We start from the raw sequence: 13,813 nt of genomic DNA on the forward strand, positions 1-13,813 counted from the left end.
TCCGCAGCCTCAAGCCCTCGCGGTGACGATCCAGATCGAGGCCGGCAGCAGCACAGAATCCCCCTTTGTGAACGGCGTCAGCGCCTCACGCATCGACTGGACGGCGGCGGCCCGCACATCGGCGGGATGGCCCTCCAGCGCGCGGCTCGCGGGGCCGATCTCGAGCGCTCCCTGGATTGCGGCGTCAAGCCCGCGTCCGGTCGCGACGTCAAGCGTGAGCGGCACCGGCTCCATCACGACGCCGGAAAATCCGGCCCCGCCAAGGATCCGCCGCACCCGCTCCTCCGAGGCGAAGGCGAACGGACCGGGGTCTTCAGGCCCCATCTGCGGCAATTTCGGCACGTGTTTGTAGACCGCCTGCAACGGCGCCATGAAGAACGGATTTTCGCGCGGCTCCCGCCAGCATGCAAAGGCGAGCCGCGCGCCCGGCCGCAGCGCCTTCCGCAGGTTGGTGAAGGACAGCACCGGATCGGCAAAGAACATCACGCCGAAGCGCGAAGCCAGCAGGTCGAAGCTTGCGGGATCGAAGGGATAGACGGTGGCATCGGCCAACGCGAAATCGACCTGCAATCCCGGCGGACGACTGGCGCGCGCCCGCCTCAGCATCGGCTCGGAAACGTCGACACCGAACACATGACCATTGGGGGCCACCTTCGCGGCAAAAGCAAAGCTCGATGCTCCGCTACCGCAACCGACGTCAACGATCCGCTCACCCGGCGTTGGTGCGGCGCGATCGACCAGGATGTCGAGCACCGGCCGCAGGATGATGTCCTGCGCCGCCTGCCGATCGGCCCAGCGTTGGCCGCCGGGCCCGTTCCAATAGGCGATCTGGTCGGCATTGCGTTCATGGCCCTGCGAGGCGTTCATCGAAATCCCTGTATCCGGGCTCTAGCGTTTGCGAGCGAATTGGATGCCGGTTCGCGCGAAGAAGACGCGTTCAAGCGAGAATCCACGGCTTCGGTTCTGACTCAATCAGAACCGATAATGCTCTAGTTTGCGGCGCCGCCGCTCTTGGTCTTGGATGACTGCTTCATTGTCGGCTTGGCCGGCGGTGTGGCCGCCTTTTTCGTCGCGTCGTCGCTGCGGGCGATCCCCCACGGATCGGCCGGCTTTTGGTCCGGCACATTGCCGAGCGAACGCTGGTAAGCGCGCTCGGCCTGCCGCTCCTGGGCCTTCTCCGCCGGCGTCTTGTCCTTGTCCTCCTCGCCATACTGCGGAACATGGCCCTGCGCCAAGGCAGTTCCGGCGATCAGGGCCATCATCACGGCCACCACGATTTTGCGCATTCTAAGAGCTCCCGGTTCCGCGGCGAGCATATCATTGCACCGCCTGCGGTACCAATGCCGTGCCGCGTGTCGCTGATATGACGATGGTCGAAGTTCGGGCGTCAGCAGGTCTCTCTGGTCGCTGCCCGCAGCATCGGCATTACCTCGTAGACGAATCCGGCATTGGCCTTCACGGCAGGATCGTTGGCGATGATCTCCTGCGGATCGAGATCGTCTGGCAGTTGAAGCACACCGAGCCCCCAGACCCCCGCCGGATCGGCCACCGGGCCGAACACCAGCGCGCGCCCCGCCCGCAGAAGTTCACCGCAATAGGCGACATGCGCCTGCATGATCCCGGCCTCCTGCGGCGTCATGTCCTGCGGGAAGGTCTTGCGCGGGCCGGTCAGCTTGCAGACGAAGTATTTCATCGCAAAGGAACTCCATGCGTCTGCAGAAGTCGCAGACCGGCACCATATCGCGTCCGGCCTGAAAGGAAAGCAGCCCGCGTGTGCGCGCTTCGGGCGCCGCGGTCTCTGTAGACGCGGTTGTACGCGCAGTGATGAGATCATCATGCGATTCGACTTGATCCCACCGTTGGGCAGAACGTTGGTGCGTCGAAGGCGGTCGACCACGGCATATGATATTGACGTTGGCTTGCCGTGATGTGCGGGACGTGGATCAAGTTGTGTTCGAGCCGGTGGCTGTCGAACGTCTCGCCGCAGGCGCAGCGCATCAGCGAGTTCGGCGTCTGGCTCGGCAATTTCTCGCCGCGCTCCCACATCGCGTTTCTCCGCGCCGTCCAGTCGCGCTGATCGCGCCACGCCTGGAAGTCGGCTCCGGTGCGCTTCGGCAAACGGGCGCGCCATGCCGCCCCAAACGACGCGCGGGCCGCCTCGAACGACGGTGCCGTGCCGCCGCGGTGTTCGCCTGGGTTCGAGCCTGGATAGAAGCCGCACGACCATTGCCAGACCTCGGCCCCGCCGGGCGAACGCCAGGCTGTGCGCAACCACGCCGCAAGGACAGGAAACCGGAGGTGTGTTACAGGCGACGATCGGCGACCTTGCATCCGCTCGCGACGCCCGAGGACAGCATCATGCCGCTCTCATCGGAACTGTTCACAAAGGAAGGTCCGGGCAAAAAGCGTCTAGCCGACTGCGCCGTGAATCATCAGTTCAATATCTTTAAGGACAAGAAGCCGAATTTTCCCGGCACGGAGGACGCGGTCGGGCGAATCCAGACCGCGCTGCGGTCGCTGGGTTTCACCATCTCCGATGCGGCCGGCGTTTACGGAGAGTCGACGGCGAAGGCGGTGTTCGCTTTCAAGAGCGCTCATCGTCCCAAGCCGATCCTCGGCCCCGGCCAGACAGTTCCAGACCGTGTCGTCGGCATCCAGACCATCGCTGCACTCGACAAGGCAATGGTCGGAAAAGGCGAGAATCCCGATCCGACGCCTCCCGGTCCGACGCCTCCCCCTCCTACGCCTCCCCGTCCGACGCCTCCCGGTCCGAAGCCCCCTCCTCCGACGCCTCCCCGTCCGACGCCTCCGCCGCCCGCGCCCAAACCGACGGACCGCAACTGGAAGTTCAGCCTCAAACTACAGACGAATCCGGATAGCATATTTAGCTTCACGCTAGAGCTGACCGATCCCGACGGCAACAGCGAAACCTTTCTCACTTCTAAACCTGTGAAGTTTACAAATACCTTGGGTACGCCAGTCAACTGCATCCAGGTTGGAAACCTGAAGTTCTCGAACGAGGTTTTCCTCGACGATATTCCCGGCTTCCTCGCCGGTGTGGCGCTCAAGCCTGGCGACCGCGCGGCGGTTCTCACCGGCACGCTGGCCGTCTCCGACTCGAAAGACATCAATTCCTTGGCGCCCATCACCGGCGCAGCTCAGGGACAGCCGAACGCAGGCGGCGTCTTTTTCGTGGTTTCCGTGCTAGAACGGTTGGCGTTCTAGCGGTCCGCGACGCGCCGGCCGTTACGCGCCGCCGGGCGGCCGCGCTTTGGCCTGGGCAATCCTGGGCCGGAGCATCGGCCGGAGCTCGACGCCCGAGACCGGCGGCAGATCGTCGGGCCGCCAGTAGCGAACGCCATCGACCAGGCATTCGATCAAGGGCATGCTGATGCGCATGTGACGGACCTGGTTCGCGGTCGTCAGATACGGAAGCACGATGACCATGTGCGGCTGCATGGAGCGGCGCCGTGGTCCCGGCCGCGGAATCGGTCAACTGGCGCTCGATCGGGCGGGTCGAAATGGTAGGCGGTGACGGGATCGAACCGCCGACATCTTCGGTGTAAACGAAGCGCTCTACCGCTGAGCTAACCGCCCTTACGCCGTCTCTTTAGCCTTGCCCGCACCCGCGGTGCAAGATCGCAAAATCCTAAAACGCGGTGAGATTAGGCTGAATCATCATCGCGCTTTAGGTCCTTGTTTGAGCATGATCTCCGCGCAAACGCTGCGCGTTTGTCGCGAGGGAAAACCGCTACGCACTTTTTCGGATCATGCTCTAATCGGTCGGCCGCCCCGGTAAATCCCTGAGATCGCTGATCCATGGCGCCGCCGAGCGGCACCAGATCTGGCGCCTCGGCGGCAATTGGTCGCGCTGGCGGATGCTGCCCCAGCGAATTCCCCAATCCCCGGGACCGCCCTCCTCGCCGCTCGTAAACAGCGGGGAACCGCAATTGCCGCAGAAATGCTGGAAGCGGGTTCGGCCGTTGTCGCCCTTTTTCCCGTAGACCTTCGGCGCCTGTCCGGTCAGGCGCACCTGGTCGGCGGCGCAGATCACGGTCACCCTATAGGGCGATCCGGTCAGCGTCTGGCAATCCGTGCAATGGCAGATCGACACACGCTCGGGATCGATCTCGGCCTGAAAGGTCACGCACCCGCAATGGCACTGACCGTTAATCTGCATCCGCGCTCCTTCGTACTCGAAAGGCTCGAGGCCACCAGCAAAAACGGCGCCCGAAGGCGCCGTTCTATCACTTTCATCAAACGTTGGCTCAGTGCGCCGTCAGACCGCCGGCCGCTTCATCCGAAGCGTCGGGCTTGACGTCGACCTTGGTGTCCTCTTCCCAGACGATCGGCGTGGGCACGCGCGTCAACGCTTTCGCGACGACCTCGTCCAGCCGCGAGACCGGGATGATGTCCATGCCGCCCTTGATCGCATCGGAAATCTCCGTGAGATCCTTGGCGTTGTCCTCCGGGATCAGCACCGTCTTGATGCCGCCACGCGCGGCAGCGAGCAGCTTCTCCTTCAGACCGCCGATCGGCAGCACGCGGCCGCGCAGCGTGATCTCGCCGGTCATCGCGACATCGTGGCGAACCGGGATACCGGTCATGACCGAGATGATCGCTGTGGCCATTGCGACGCCCGCAGACGGACCGTCCTTCGGAGTTGCGCCCTCCGGCACATGGACGTGGATGTCGCGGCGGTCGAACAGCGGCGGCTCGATGCCATAGGTGATCGCGCGCGAGCGGACGTAGGACGCCGCCGCCGAGATCGACTCCTTCATCACGTCGCGCAGATTGCCCGTGACCGTCATCCTGCCCTTGCCGGGCATCATGACGCCTTCGATCGTCAGAAGCTCGCCGCCGACATCGGTCCAGGCAAGACCCGTAACGATGCCGACCTGGTCATCGCTCTCGATCTCACCGAAGCGGTACTTCGGAACCCCGAGGAACTCCTCGATGTTCTTCTCGGTGACCCTGACCGACTTCTTCTTGGAAATCATCAGCTCCTTCACCGCCTTGCGGGCAAGTGTGGAGAGCTCACGTTCCAGATTGCGCACGCCCGCTTCACGGGTGTAGCGGCGGATCATCAACAGGAGCGCATCGTCGTCGATCGACCATTCCTTCGAGTCCAGGCCATGCTTGGAGAGCGCGCTCGGGATCAGGTGCTTGCGCGCGATCTCGACCTTCTCGTTCTCGGTGTAGCCAGCGATCCTGATGATCTCCATGCGGTCCATCAGCGGTCCGGGAATATTCAGCGTATTCGCGGTCGTGATGAACATCACGTTGGACAGGTCGTAATCGACCTCCAGGTAATGGTCGTTGAACGTCGAGTTCTGCTCGGGGTCCAGAACCTCAAGCAGCGCCGACGACGGATCGCCGCGGAAATCGGCGCCCATCTTGTCGATCTCGTCCAGCAGAAACAGCGGATTCGAGGTCTTCGCCTTGCGCATCGACTGGATGATCTTGCCGGGCATCGAGCCGATATAGGTGCGGCGGTGACCGCGGATCTCGGCCTCATCGCGCACGCCGCCGAGCGACACTCGCACGAACTCGCGTCCCGTGGCCTTGGCGATCGACTTGCCGAGCGAGGTCTTGCCGACACCGGGAGGTCCGACCAGGCACAAAATCGGCCCGGTCAGCTTGTTGGCGCGTGACTGTACGGCGAGATACTCGACGATGCGGTCCTTGACCTTCTCGAGCCCGTAATGATCGGAGTCCAGCACCGCCTGCGCGGCCTCCAGGTCCTTTTTGACCTTGGATCGCTTGCCCCACGGAATCGACAGCAGCCAGTCCAGATAGTTGCGCACGACCGTTGCTTCCGCGGACATCGGCGACATCTGGCGCAGCTTCTTCAGCTCATGCTGCGCCTTCTCTCGCGCCTCCTTGGACAGCTTGGTCTTGGAGATCTTCTCCTCCAGGTCGGCCAGCTCGTCGCGACCCTCGTCGTCGCCGAGCTCCTTCTGGATCGCCTTCATCTGCTCGTTCAGGTAATACTCGCGCTGGGTCTTCTCCATCTGGCGCTTGACGCGCGAACGGATGCGCTTCTCGACCTGCAGCACCGAGATTTCGCTCTCCATCAGGCCCAGCACCTTCTCCAGGCGCTGCGTGACGGACAACGTCTCCAGGATCGCTTGCCGATCGGCGATCTTCACCGCGAGATGCGAGGCGACGGTATCCCCGAGCTTGGCGAAATCGGTGATCGCCTGAACCACGCCGACGACTTCGGCGGAGATCTTCTTGTTCAGCTTCACATAGCTCTCGAAGTCGGACACGACCGAACGCGCCAGCGCCTCGGCTTCAACCGAATTGGCGTCGGTGTCGGCGAGCGCGACCGCGGTCGCCTCGTAATATTCAGTCCGGTCGGAATACTTCTCGACGCGCGCGCGCTCGAGCCCTTCGACCAGCACCTTCACGGTGCCGTCGGGCAATTTCAGGAGCTGCAACACGCTCGCAAGCGTACCGGTCTCGTAAATCGCTTCGGGGGCCGGATCATCATCGGACGCGTTCTTCTGCGTCGCGAGCATGATCAGCGCGTCGTTCTTCATCACCTCTTCGAGCGCGCGGATCGATTTCTCGCGGCCGACGAACAGAGGCACGATCATGTGCGGAAAGACGACAATGTCGCGGAGCGGCAGCACCGGATAGGAGTGGCTTTCGCCGTGAACGATCGTTGGCCGGGGTTTGGAAGTCGTCATGGCGTATTCCTTTTGTTTTGCCCCCTTGCACACGGCCCGCCCGCTCACGCAACCGCCACAAGGTGCCTTATTGATCCAAAAACAGCGAGTCAAAATCGACTGCTTCTTCGGATCGTGAAGCAACGAATCTCAACGCATGAGCACCGTCACCGATAGCATTAGGTGGCTATCGGGCACAGGGGAGTCAAGTACGGAGAAATGCCCGTAAATTCGAGCTAACAAGCGGTCGCCGCTATGTCGCGGCGGCCGCCTAAACGCGGCGGCAGCCGTGCATTTTTGGCAGATCAATGCGAGCGCTTAGGCGCTCGCGCTGCTCTCGACGGCGCGGTCGGAACGATCCGCGTAGATGTAGAGCGGACGGGCCGTTCCCTCCACCACTTCACGCGAGATCACGACTTCCTCGACGCCTTCCAGGCCCGGGAGGTCGAACATGGTCTCGAGCAGGATGCTCTCCAGGATCGAACGCAGCCCGCGTGCGCCGGTCTTGCGCTCGATCGCCTTGCGGGCAACCGCGCCAAGCGCCTCGTCGGCGAATGTCAGCTCGATGCTCTCCATCTCGAACAGGCGCTGGTACTGCTTCACCAGGGCGTTCTTCGGATCGGTAAGAATCTTCTTCAGCGAGGCCTCATCCAGGTCTTCCAGCGTGGCAACAACCGGAAGACGGCCGACGAATTCCGGGATCAGGCCGTATTTGAGCAAGTCCTCCGGCTCGACGTGGCGGAAAATCTCGCCGGTACGTCGATCCTCCGGCGCCAGCACCTGCGCGGCGAAACCGATCGAGGTCGAACGGCCGCGTGCCGAAATGATCTTCTCGAGGCCAGAGAAGGCGCCGCCGCAGATGAACAGTATATTGGTGGTGTCGACCTGCAGGAACTCCTGCTGCGGATGCTTGCGGCCGCCCTGCGGCGGAACCGAAGCCACCGTGCCCTCCATGATCTTCAACAGCGCCTGCTGCACGCCCTCGCCCGACACGTCACGGGTGATCGAGGGATTGTCCGACTTGCGGCTGATCTTGTCGATTTCGTCGATGTAGACGATGCCGCGCTGCGCGCGCTCGACATTGTAGTCGGCCGCCTGCAACAGCTTCAGGATGATGTTCTCGACGTCCTCGCCGACGTAACCGGCTTCGGTCAGCGTCGTCGCGTCAGCCATGGTGAAGGGAACGTCCAGGATGCGGGCGAGCGTCTGCGCGAGCAGCGTCTTGCCGGAGCCCGTCGGACCGATCAGAAGGATGTTCGACTTCGCGAGTTCGACGTCATTGTGCTTGGTCTGGTGATTGAGCCGCTTGTAGTGATTGTGCACGGCGACCGACAGCACTTTCTTGGCGTGGCTCTGGCCGATCACGTAGTCGTCCAGCACCTTGCAGATTTCTTTCGGCGTCGGGATGCCGTCGCGCGACTTCACCAGCGAGGACTTGTTCTCCTCGCGAATGATGTCCATGCAGAGTTCAACGCATTCGTCGCAGATGAAGACGGTCGGTCCTGCAATCAGCTTGCGGACTTCGTGCTGGCTCTTGCCGCAGAACGAGCAGTATAGCGTGTTCTTGGAGTCGCTCGTGCCGACCTTACTCATTCATTATCTCCGTCCGCCGTTCGATCCCGCTTGCCAGATCGACCCATTCCGGCACCAAACCGGAGCTTATGGGTAGATAGAGCAAATTCCGTACCAAAAAAGACCCTGCGCAATTCAGACCGCGCGAATCACGGTCTATTCGAATCTCCCGCAACCATAGCCGTCACGGCCATAGCCAACCATGCTGGCACCCGACTATCAAGAATTCGCTAATCGGGCCGCAAGCTCAACACCGTGACAATACCGTGATTTCCGGCGTTCGCACGTGGAATACGCCACAAAATCCATGGATCGTTGCGGGTTTGCCACGGAGCTGATGAGCACGAAAGCGGAACCTTTCCACCAGTGCCAGGGTGTGGGCAGACAAGCCGGCGAGCCTCCCCCTACCGGATCTGTGAGGCGCCGGTGCCGAAATCACACCGACGCCCGGGGAAAGCACTTACGACCTACGCGGCCTTCGCCGCGGTGGGGTCCTCGGGGCGCTTGTCGATGACCTTGTCGACGAGACCGAACGCCTTGGCGTCCTCCGCGGTCAGGAACTTGTCGCGCTCAAGCGCATCCTCGATCGACTTGTAAGTCTGGCCGGTGTGCTTCACGTAGATTTCGTTGAGGCGCTTCTTCAGATTCAGGATTTCCTGCGCGTGCAGCATGATGTCCGTGGCCTGACCCTGGAAGCCGCCCGAAGGCTGGTGAACCATGATGCGCGAATTCGGCAGAGTGAAGCGCATGTCCTTCTCACCGGCCGCCAGCAGCAGCGAACCCATCGAGGCCGCCTGCCCGGTGCATAGCGTGGACACCGGCGGGCGAATGAATTGCATGGTGTCGTAGATCGCGAGGCCCGACGTCACCACGCCGCCCGGCGAGTTGATGTACATCGAGATTTCCTTCTTCGGATTCTCGGCCTCGAGGAACAGGAGCTGCGCGACGATCAGCGTCGACATGCCGTCTTCCACCGGACCTGTCACGAAGATGATGCGCTCCTTGAGCAGCCGCGAGAAAATGTCGTAGGCGCGTTCACCGCGATTGGTCTGCTCGACGACCATCGGGACGAGGTTCATGTAGGTTTCAACGGGATCGCGCATGAGACAACCCATGGGTTAGGAGTGATGCAGAGAAATTGGCTTAACCCAGATATAGGCCAATTTCCTGGCAACAAGGCCGGCACTAGCCAGTTGGGCAGGTGCAAGTTCAAACTGATTCGACGAAAGCCGCCTAGCGACGGGATACCGCCGCCCTGGCGCTTTCTCGGTTCATTATTAACGCGAGGTGCCGCGACTACGCGGCAGTTTTCTCGCCGTCTTCATCCTTGAATAGCTCATCCTTGGTGACCTTCTTCTCGGTCACGTTGGCAAGTTCGAGGATGAAGTCGACCACCTTGTCCTCATAGATCGGTGCGCGAAGCTGGGCCAGCGCCTGGGCATTGTTGCGGTAGTAATCCCAAATTTCCTTCTCGCGGCCCGGCATCTGGCGGGCGCGCTCGATCACGGCGCGGCCGACCTCGTCGTCGGTCACGGTAATCTTGTTCTTCTCGCCGATCTCCGAGAGCACAAGGCCGAGACGGACACGGCGGTCCGCGATCTTCTGGTACTCGTCCTTGGCAGCCTCTTCCGTGGTGTTCTCGTCGGCGAAGGTCTTGCCGGATGAATCCATCTCCGCCTTGATCGAATTCCACATCAGGTTGAACTCTTCGGCGACCAGCGAAGGCGGCGCCTCGAACTTGTGGCTCTCGTCGAGACGGTCGAGCAGCGCTCGCTTGACACGCTGACGCGTTGCGCCGGCGAACTCGGCCGTCAACCGCTCGCGCGCGGCTTCCTTGAGCTTGTCGAGCGACTCCAGGCCAAGCGTCTTGGCGAAATCGTCGTCGATGTTGACCTCGCCAGGCGCCTCGATATTCGTCGCGGTGGTCTCGAACTCGGCCGGCTTCCCCGCGAGCTTGTCGTTGAGATAGTTGGTCGGAAAGTTCACCTTCAGCGTGCGGGTCTCGCCGGAACCGATACCGATGAGCTGCTCCTCGAAGCCAGGAATGAACTGGCCGGTACCGATCGCGACCTGGATGCCCTCGCCGGTGCCGCCTTCAAAAGCCTCGCCGTTGATCGTGCCCTTGAAGTTGATGGTGACGCGATCGCCGGTCTCGGCCTTTGCGCCCTCCGCCTTTGCGTTGTACGGGCGGCTGCCGTCGGCGATGCGCTTGATGGCGTCGTCGACGTCGGCCTCGGACACCTCGACCACAGGTTTCTCGACCGAGAAGGTCTTGAAGTCGGCGAGCTGAATCTGCGGCACAACCTCGATCGCGACCGTATAGGTCAGGTCGGTCTTGCCCGAAAGCAACTCCTCGACCTCCTTCTGCTCCGTCGGCATGGTGATCTTCGGCTCGGTCGCGAGGCGGAAGCCGCGATCGGTGAATATCTGGGTGTTGGTGTCGCGGATGGTCTGGTCGATGGTCTCGGCCATCACAGAGCGACCATAGACCTTCTTCAGATGCGACACCGGCACCTTGCCGGGACGGAAGCCGTTGAGGCGGACCTTGTCCTTGAGATCGACCAGCTTGGCGTCGGCCTTGGCATCGAGATCGGTTGCCGGGACGCTGACCTTAAATTCGTGCTTCAGTCCCTCGTTGAGGGTTTCGGTGACCTGCATGGTGTCAATCTTCTTCCGCTTTTGCCGCGGCCCGATCGGCCGAGACGGTGTTCAGTCAAGTCGACGCGCGGCCAACAGCCGAACGCCGGTGGGTTTGGCTAACCCCGCCCCGCCAGGCGAAGGTTCTCCAGAGGATCATGCAAACGCTGCAAGCGCTTGGTGCGGGCGGAGGGACTCGAACCCCCACAACTTTCGTCACTGGAACCTAAATCCAGCGCGTCTACCAGTTCCGCCACGCCCGCGTGAAAAGCATCCAATCCGGCCGCGATGCCGCGGGCGGCCGGGCTTATAACATGCGCCTGCCGGTTCGCAGCAAAAAAATGGCGGCTTTTGTCGCTGCCTGCGACGTGTCGCGGCTGGACAGATGCACGAGAAAATGGTCCGCATCGGCCCGATGGCAAGCCCCGAATTTCCTCTCGACCGACGTGCGTTTTTGACCGGGCTGGGCGCCGCGTCACTTTGCCCTGCGCTCCCTGCCTCGGTGATGGCGCAGACCCGCATTGCGCTCACGCTCCAGACCCGGGCAGAACGAATCTCGCTGCGTCCAGACCAAGCTGACGCATCGGTCTGGTCGATCGGCGGCCCCGAACTCAGGTTCAAGCGGGGCGACATGCTCGATGTCAGTCTCGCCAACGGCGAACCCGGGCCGGTCGCGCTGAGCTGGCGGGGAATCGACGGCGGGGCAGCCGCCGAGCCGCTGGCCTCCCGGCCGCCGCTTGCCGCCGGCGCCACGGAGACGTTCGCCCTTCACTTGCGGCATGCCGGTACCTTCCTGTGCGATGCCGGACTGCTCGGGGACGGGGGCGCCCGGCCGTCGCGCGGCCGGGCCCTCATCGCGGCCGAAAGCTCTCCGATTTCAGTCGATCGCGACGAAGTCTTGCTGATCGAGGAGTGGCGGCTCAAATCTGATGGGAGCGCCTTGGCGCCCGGACTTGATCCGGAAAACTCCAAGCTATTCCATACCATTAACGGAAAGACTTCGCTCGACATATCGGCCCGGGTCAACGATCGCCTGAGGCTCCGCTTCATCAATGCCGGCCACCGAACTGTGGTGGCGGTCAAGATCGAAAACCTCGAACTCCGCGTCATGGCCATTGACGGCCAGCCGGCCGAGCCGTTCCCGGCGCGCAACGGCGCGCTGGTGCTGCCGCCGGGAGGCCGGACGGATATCTTCGTCGACGTCACCGGCGCGGCCGGAACGTCCTCATCGATCCTGCTGCATGACGGCAAGGAAGCGCGCTCGATCGGGCGACTGATTGTCACGGACGCCCAACCGACCCGGTCCACGCCGCAGCGCCCGGCCCCGCCGCTCCCTTCCAACGGCTTGCCGACGCAACTCGATTTGAAGAGCGCACAGCGGTTCGAGCTTCCCCTCGCGGGCCTGCAGGCCGGTTGGGTCGCGCCAACAAAATTGTCTACGACGGACCCGCTCGCCTTTCGCGCCGGCCGGACCGTCGTACTGGCGCTGACCAATCCTGGCGCGCGCCCGAACGTGTTCCACCTGCACGGCCATCATTTCCGCCTGCTCGACCGGCTCGACGACGGCTGGAAGCCGTTCTGGCTCGACACGCTCGCAATCGAGCCGGGCCAAACGCAGCGCATCGCGTTCCTCGCCGAACACGCCGGGCGTTATTTGATCGAGTCCGTCGCCACGGACTGGGCGGCGCCGCGCCTCCTACGGTGGTACAGTGTCGCATAACAACAAGAGGAAAAGCCCATGAGCCAGACGGTTGCAGCGATCCGTGGAGTTAAGGCGCGAAGCGTCGTGGTGCCGCTCAAGCGTCCCGTGAAGAACGCATTCGGCGTGATCGATTCCGGGCCGCTGGTCCTGATCGACGTTGAGACCGATCAGGGCGTTACCGGGCGTACCTATATCTTTGGCTACAGCAAGCTCACACTAAAACCTCTTGTCTATCTGATCGAGGAGATCGGGCGCGAGCTGGTCGGCAAGCCGGTCGCGCCTTTCGAATTGATGAAGGCGATGGACGCCAGGTTTCGCTTGCTTGGCTGGCAAGGCCTCGTCGGAATGGCGGTTTCTGGCCTCGACATGGCCTATTGGGACGTGCTCGGCCAGCTCGCTGGTCGGCCATTGGCCGAGTTGCTCGGTGGCTCCGTAAAGCCGATCAAGGCCTACGACAGCTACGGCGCGGTCGATCCGACCGCCGACGAGCGCGCGCTGCGTCGTTCGCTCGACCAGGGATTCAAGGGCATCAAGATCAAGGGCGGTGATGGCGATCTGGCCAATGACGAGCGCGTCGTGAAGGGCGTGCGTGCCCTGCTCGGTCCCGACATCGCGCTGATGATTGACTTCAACCAATCGCTCGATCCGGCAGAAGCCACGCGCCGCATCGCGCGGCTCGCGCCCTACGACCTGCACTGGATCGAGGAGCCGGTGCCGCAGGAAAGCCTCTCCGGTCACGCCAAGGTCCGCGAGACCTCCCCCACGCCGATCCAGGCCGGCGAGAACTGGTGGTTCCCGCGCGGCTTCGCCGAGGCGATCGCGGCCGGCGCGAGCGACTTCATCATGCCCGACGTGATGAAAGTCGGCGGTGTCACCGGCTGGCTCCAGGTCGCAGGCCAGGCCGATGCCGCCTCGATCCCGATGTCGAGCCATCTGTTCGCGGAAGTCAGTGCGCATCTGCTGGCGGTGACGCCGACCGCGCACTGGCTCGAATTTCTCGATTTTGCAGGCGCGATCCTGGCAAAACCCACCGAGATCGCCGATGGCGCAGTGACCGCCCGCGGTCCTGGGCTCGGCATCGAATGGAACGAGACTGCGGTCGCGAAATATCAGGTGAGCTGAACTAGAGCCCTTTTCGTTCCGATGGAATCGGAATGGGGCTCTAGATTCTTGTTTTGACGCGTTTTCTTCACGCGAACCGGTTTCCACTTCGCTCGAAAACGCTCTA

General features: G+C 62.7%; 13 protein-coding genes and 2 tRNA genes. 3 read left to right on the forward strand and 12 right to left on the reverse strand.

Annotated elements, in window-relative coordinates:
* Nucleotides 1-9 precede the first annotated feature (9 nt).
* The 4 genes from JQ553_RS30575 to JQ553_RS30590 all read right to left on the reverse strand — a co-directional run bounded on the left by JQ553_RS30575 (nt 10) and on the right by JQ553_RS30590 (nt 2,271).
* Entirely contained in the window at nt 10-867 is an 858-nt protein-coding gene (locus JQ553_RS30575; RefSeq protein ID WP_212503775.1) for a class I SAM-dependent methyltransferase, read from the reverse strand.
* Between the two features lie 122 nt (nt 868-989).
* A complete protein-coding gene (locus tag JQ553_RS30580) occupies nt 990-1,286 on the reverse strand; it encodes a hypothetical protein (protein WP_212503776.1) in 297 nt (98 codons plus the stop codon).
* Nucleotides 1,287-1,387: 101 nt separating this feature from the next.
* Nucleotides 1,388-1,693 (reverse strand): YciI family protein, encoded by a 306-nt coding sequence (locus JQ553_RS30585; RefSeq protein WP_212503777.1) that lies wholly within the window; start codon nt 1,691-1,693, stop codon nt 1,388-1,390.
* 140 nt (nt 1,694-1,833) lie between these two features.
* Nucleotides 1,834-2,271, reverse strand: coding sequence for a hypothetical protein (locus tag JQ553_RS30590; RefSeq protein ID WP_212503778.1), 438 nt, complete (start codon nt 2,269-2,271; stop codon nt 1,834-1,836).
* 54 nt (nt 2,272-2,325) lie between these two features.
* Between JQ553_RS30590 and JQ553_RS30595 the strand changes: the two genes are divergently transcribed.
* Nucleotides 2,326-3,225 carry a peptidoglycan-binding protein gene (locus JQ553_RS30595; RefSeq protein WP_212503779.1) on the forward strand — a complete coding sequence of 300 codons (900 nt, stop codon included), beginning with the start codon at nt 2,326-2,328 and terminating at the stop codon, nt 3,223-3,225.
* 21 nt (nt 3,226-3,246) lie between these two features.
* On the opposite strand, the gene JQ553_RS30600 is transcribed toward JQ553_RS30595, so the two are convergent.
* From JQ553_RS30600 to JQ553_RS30635, 8 genes are all read right to left on the reverse strand, one after another.
* A complete protein-coding gene (locus JQ553_RS30600) occupies nt 3,247-3,459 on the reverse strand; it encodes a hypothetical protein (protein WP_212503780.1) in 213 nt (70 codons plus the stop codon).
* A gap of 63 nt (nt 3,460-3,522) precedes the next feature.
* Nucleotides 3,523-3,597, reverse strand: a tRNA-Val gene (locus tag JQ553_RS30605).
* 178 nt (nt 3,598-3,775) lie between these two features.
* On the reverse strand, nt 3,776-4,180 hold the full coding sequence (locus JQ553_RS30610) for a GFA family protein (RefSeq protein WP_212503781.1): 405 nt from the start codon (nt 4,178-4,180) through the stop codon (nt 3,776-3,778).
* Nucleotides 4,181-4,268: 88 nt separating this feature from the next.
* Nucleotides 4,269-6,695, reverse strand: coding sequence for an endopeptidase La (lon, locus tag JQ553_RS30615; RefSeq protein WP_212503782.1), 2,427 nt, complete (start codon nt 6,693-6,695; stop codon nt 4,269-4,271).
* Nucleotides 6,696-6,992: 297 nt separating this feature from the next.
* The gene (gene clpX / locus JQ553_RS30620; RefSeq protein WP_212503783.1) at nt 6,993-8,267 is read right to left on the reverse strand and encodes an ATP-dependent Clp protease ATP-binding subunit ClpX; all 1,275 of its coding nucleotides are present in this window, start codon (nt 8,265-8,267) and stop codon (nt 6,993-6,995) included.
* A 446-nt stretch (nt 8,268-8,713) separates the two neighbouring features.
* Nucleotides 8,714-9,349 carry an ATP-dependent Clp protease proteolytic subunit gene (locus JQ553_RS30625; RefSeq protein ID WP_212503784.1) on the reverse strand — a complete coding sequence of 212 codons (636 nt, stop codon included), beginning with the start codon at nt 9,347-9,349 and terminating at the stop codon, nt 8,714-8,716.
* A 193-nt stretch (nt 9,350-9,542) separates the two neighbouring features.
* Nucleotides 9,543-10,904 (reverse strand): trigger factor, encoded by a 1,362-nt coding sequence (gene tig, locus JQ553_RS30630; RefSeq protein ID WP_212503785.1) that lies wholly within the window; start codon nt 10,902-10,904, stop codon nt 9,543-9,545.
* A 157-nt stretch (nt 10,905-11,061) separates the two neighbouring features.
* Nucleotides 11,062-11,146, reverse strand: a tRNA-Leu gene (locus tag JQ553_RS30635).
* Nucleotides 11,147-11,268: 122 nt separating this feature from the next.
* On the opposite strand from JQ553_RS30635, the gene JQ553_RS30640 reads away from it, so the two are divergent.
* Nucleotides 11,269-12,603: a multicopper oxidase family protein gene (locus JQ553_RS30640; RefSeq protein WP_249144698.1), complete on the forward strand. Its 1,335-nt coding sequence runs from the start codon at nt 11,269-11,271 to the stop codon at nt 12,601-12,603.
* A gap of 18 nt (nt 12,604-12,621) precedes the next feature.
* Entirely contained in the window at nt 12,622-13,707 is a 1,086-nt protein-coding gene (locus JQ553_RS30645) for an enolase C-terminal domain-like protein (protein ID WP_212503786.1), read from the forward strand.
* Nucleotides 13,708-13,813 lie beyond the last annotated feature (106 nt).

Source organism: Bradyrhizobium lablabi (genome assembly GCF_018131005.1).
Classification (GTDB): Bacteria; Pseudomonadota; Alphaproteobacteria; order Rhizobiales; family Xanthobacteraceae; genus Bradyrhizobium; species Bradyrhizobium lablabi_D.

What these genes read in the sequence shown, in the direction of transcription:
- JQ553_RS30580 (WP_212503776.1), bottom strand. Translation starts at nt 1,286, where the DNA reads ATGCGCAAAATCGTGGTGGCCGTGATGATGGCCCTGATCGCCGGAACT.
- JQ553_RS30600 (WP_212503780.1), bottom strand. Translation starts at nt 3,459, where the DNA reads ATGCAGCCGCACATGGTCATCGTGCTTCCGTATCTGACGACCGCGAAC.
- tig (WP_212503785.1), bottom strand. Translation starts at nt 10,904, where the DNA reads ATGCAGGTCACCGAAACCCTCAACGAGGGACTGAAGCACGAATTTAAG.
- lon (WP_212503782.1), bottom strand. Translation starts at nt 6,695, where the DNA reads ATGACGACTTCCAAACCCCGGCCAACGATCGTTCACGGCGAAAGCCAC.
- JQ553_RS30610 (WP_212503781.1), bottom strand. Translation starts at nt 4,180, where the DNA reads ATGCAGATTAACGGTCAGTGCCATTGCGGGTGCGTGACCTTTCAGGCC.
- JQ553_RS30575 (WP_212503775.1), bottom strand. Translation starts at nt 867, where the DNA reads ATGAACGCCTCGCAGGGCCATGAACGCAATGCCGACCAGATCGCCTAT.
- JQ553_RS30645 (WP_212503786.1), top strand. Translation starts at nt 12,622, where the DNA reads ATGAGCCAGACGGTTGCAGCGATCCGTGGAGTTAAGGCGCGAAGCGTC.
- JQ553_RS30585 (WP_212503777.1), bottom strand. Translation starts at nt 1,693, where the DNA reads ATGAAATACTTCGTCTGCAAGCTGACCGGCCCGCGCAAGACCTTCCCG.
- clpX (WP_212503783.1), bottom strand. Translation starts at nt 8,267, where the DNA reads ATGAGTAAGGTCGGCACGAGCGACTCCAAGAACACGCTATACTGCTCG.
- JQ553_RS30640 (WP_249144698.1), top strand. Translation starts at nt 11,269, where the DNA reads ATGCACGAGAAAATGGTCCGCATCGGCCCGATGGCAAGCCCCGAATTT.
- JQ553_RS30625 (WP_212503784.1), bottom strand. Translation starts at nt 9,349, where the DNA reads ATGCGCGATCCCGTTGAAACCTACATGAACCTCGTCCCGATGGTCGTC.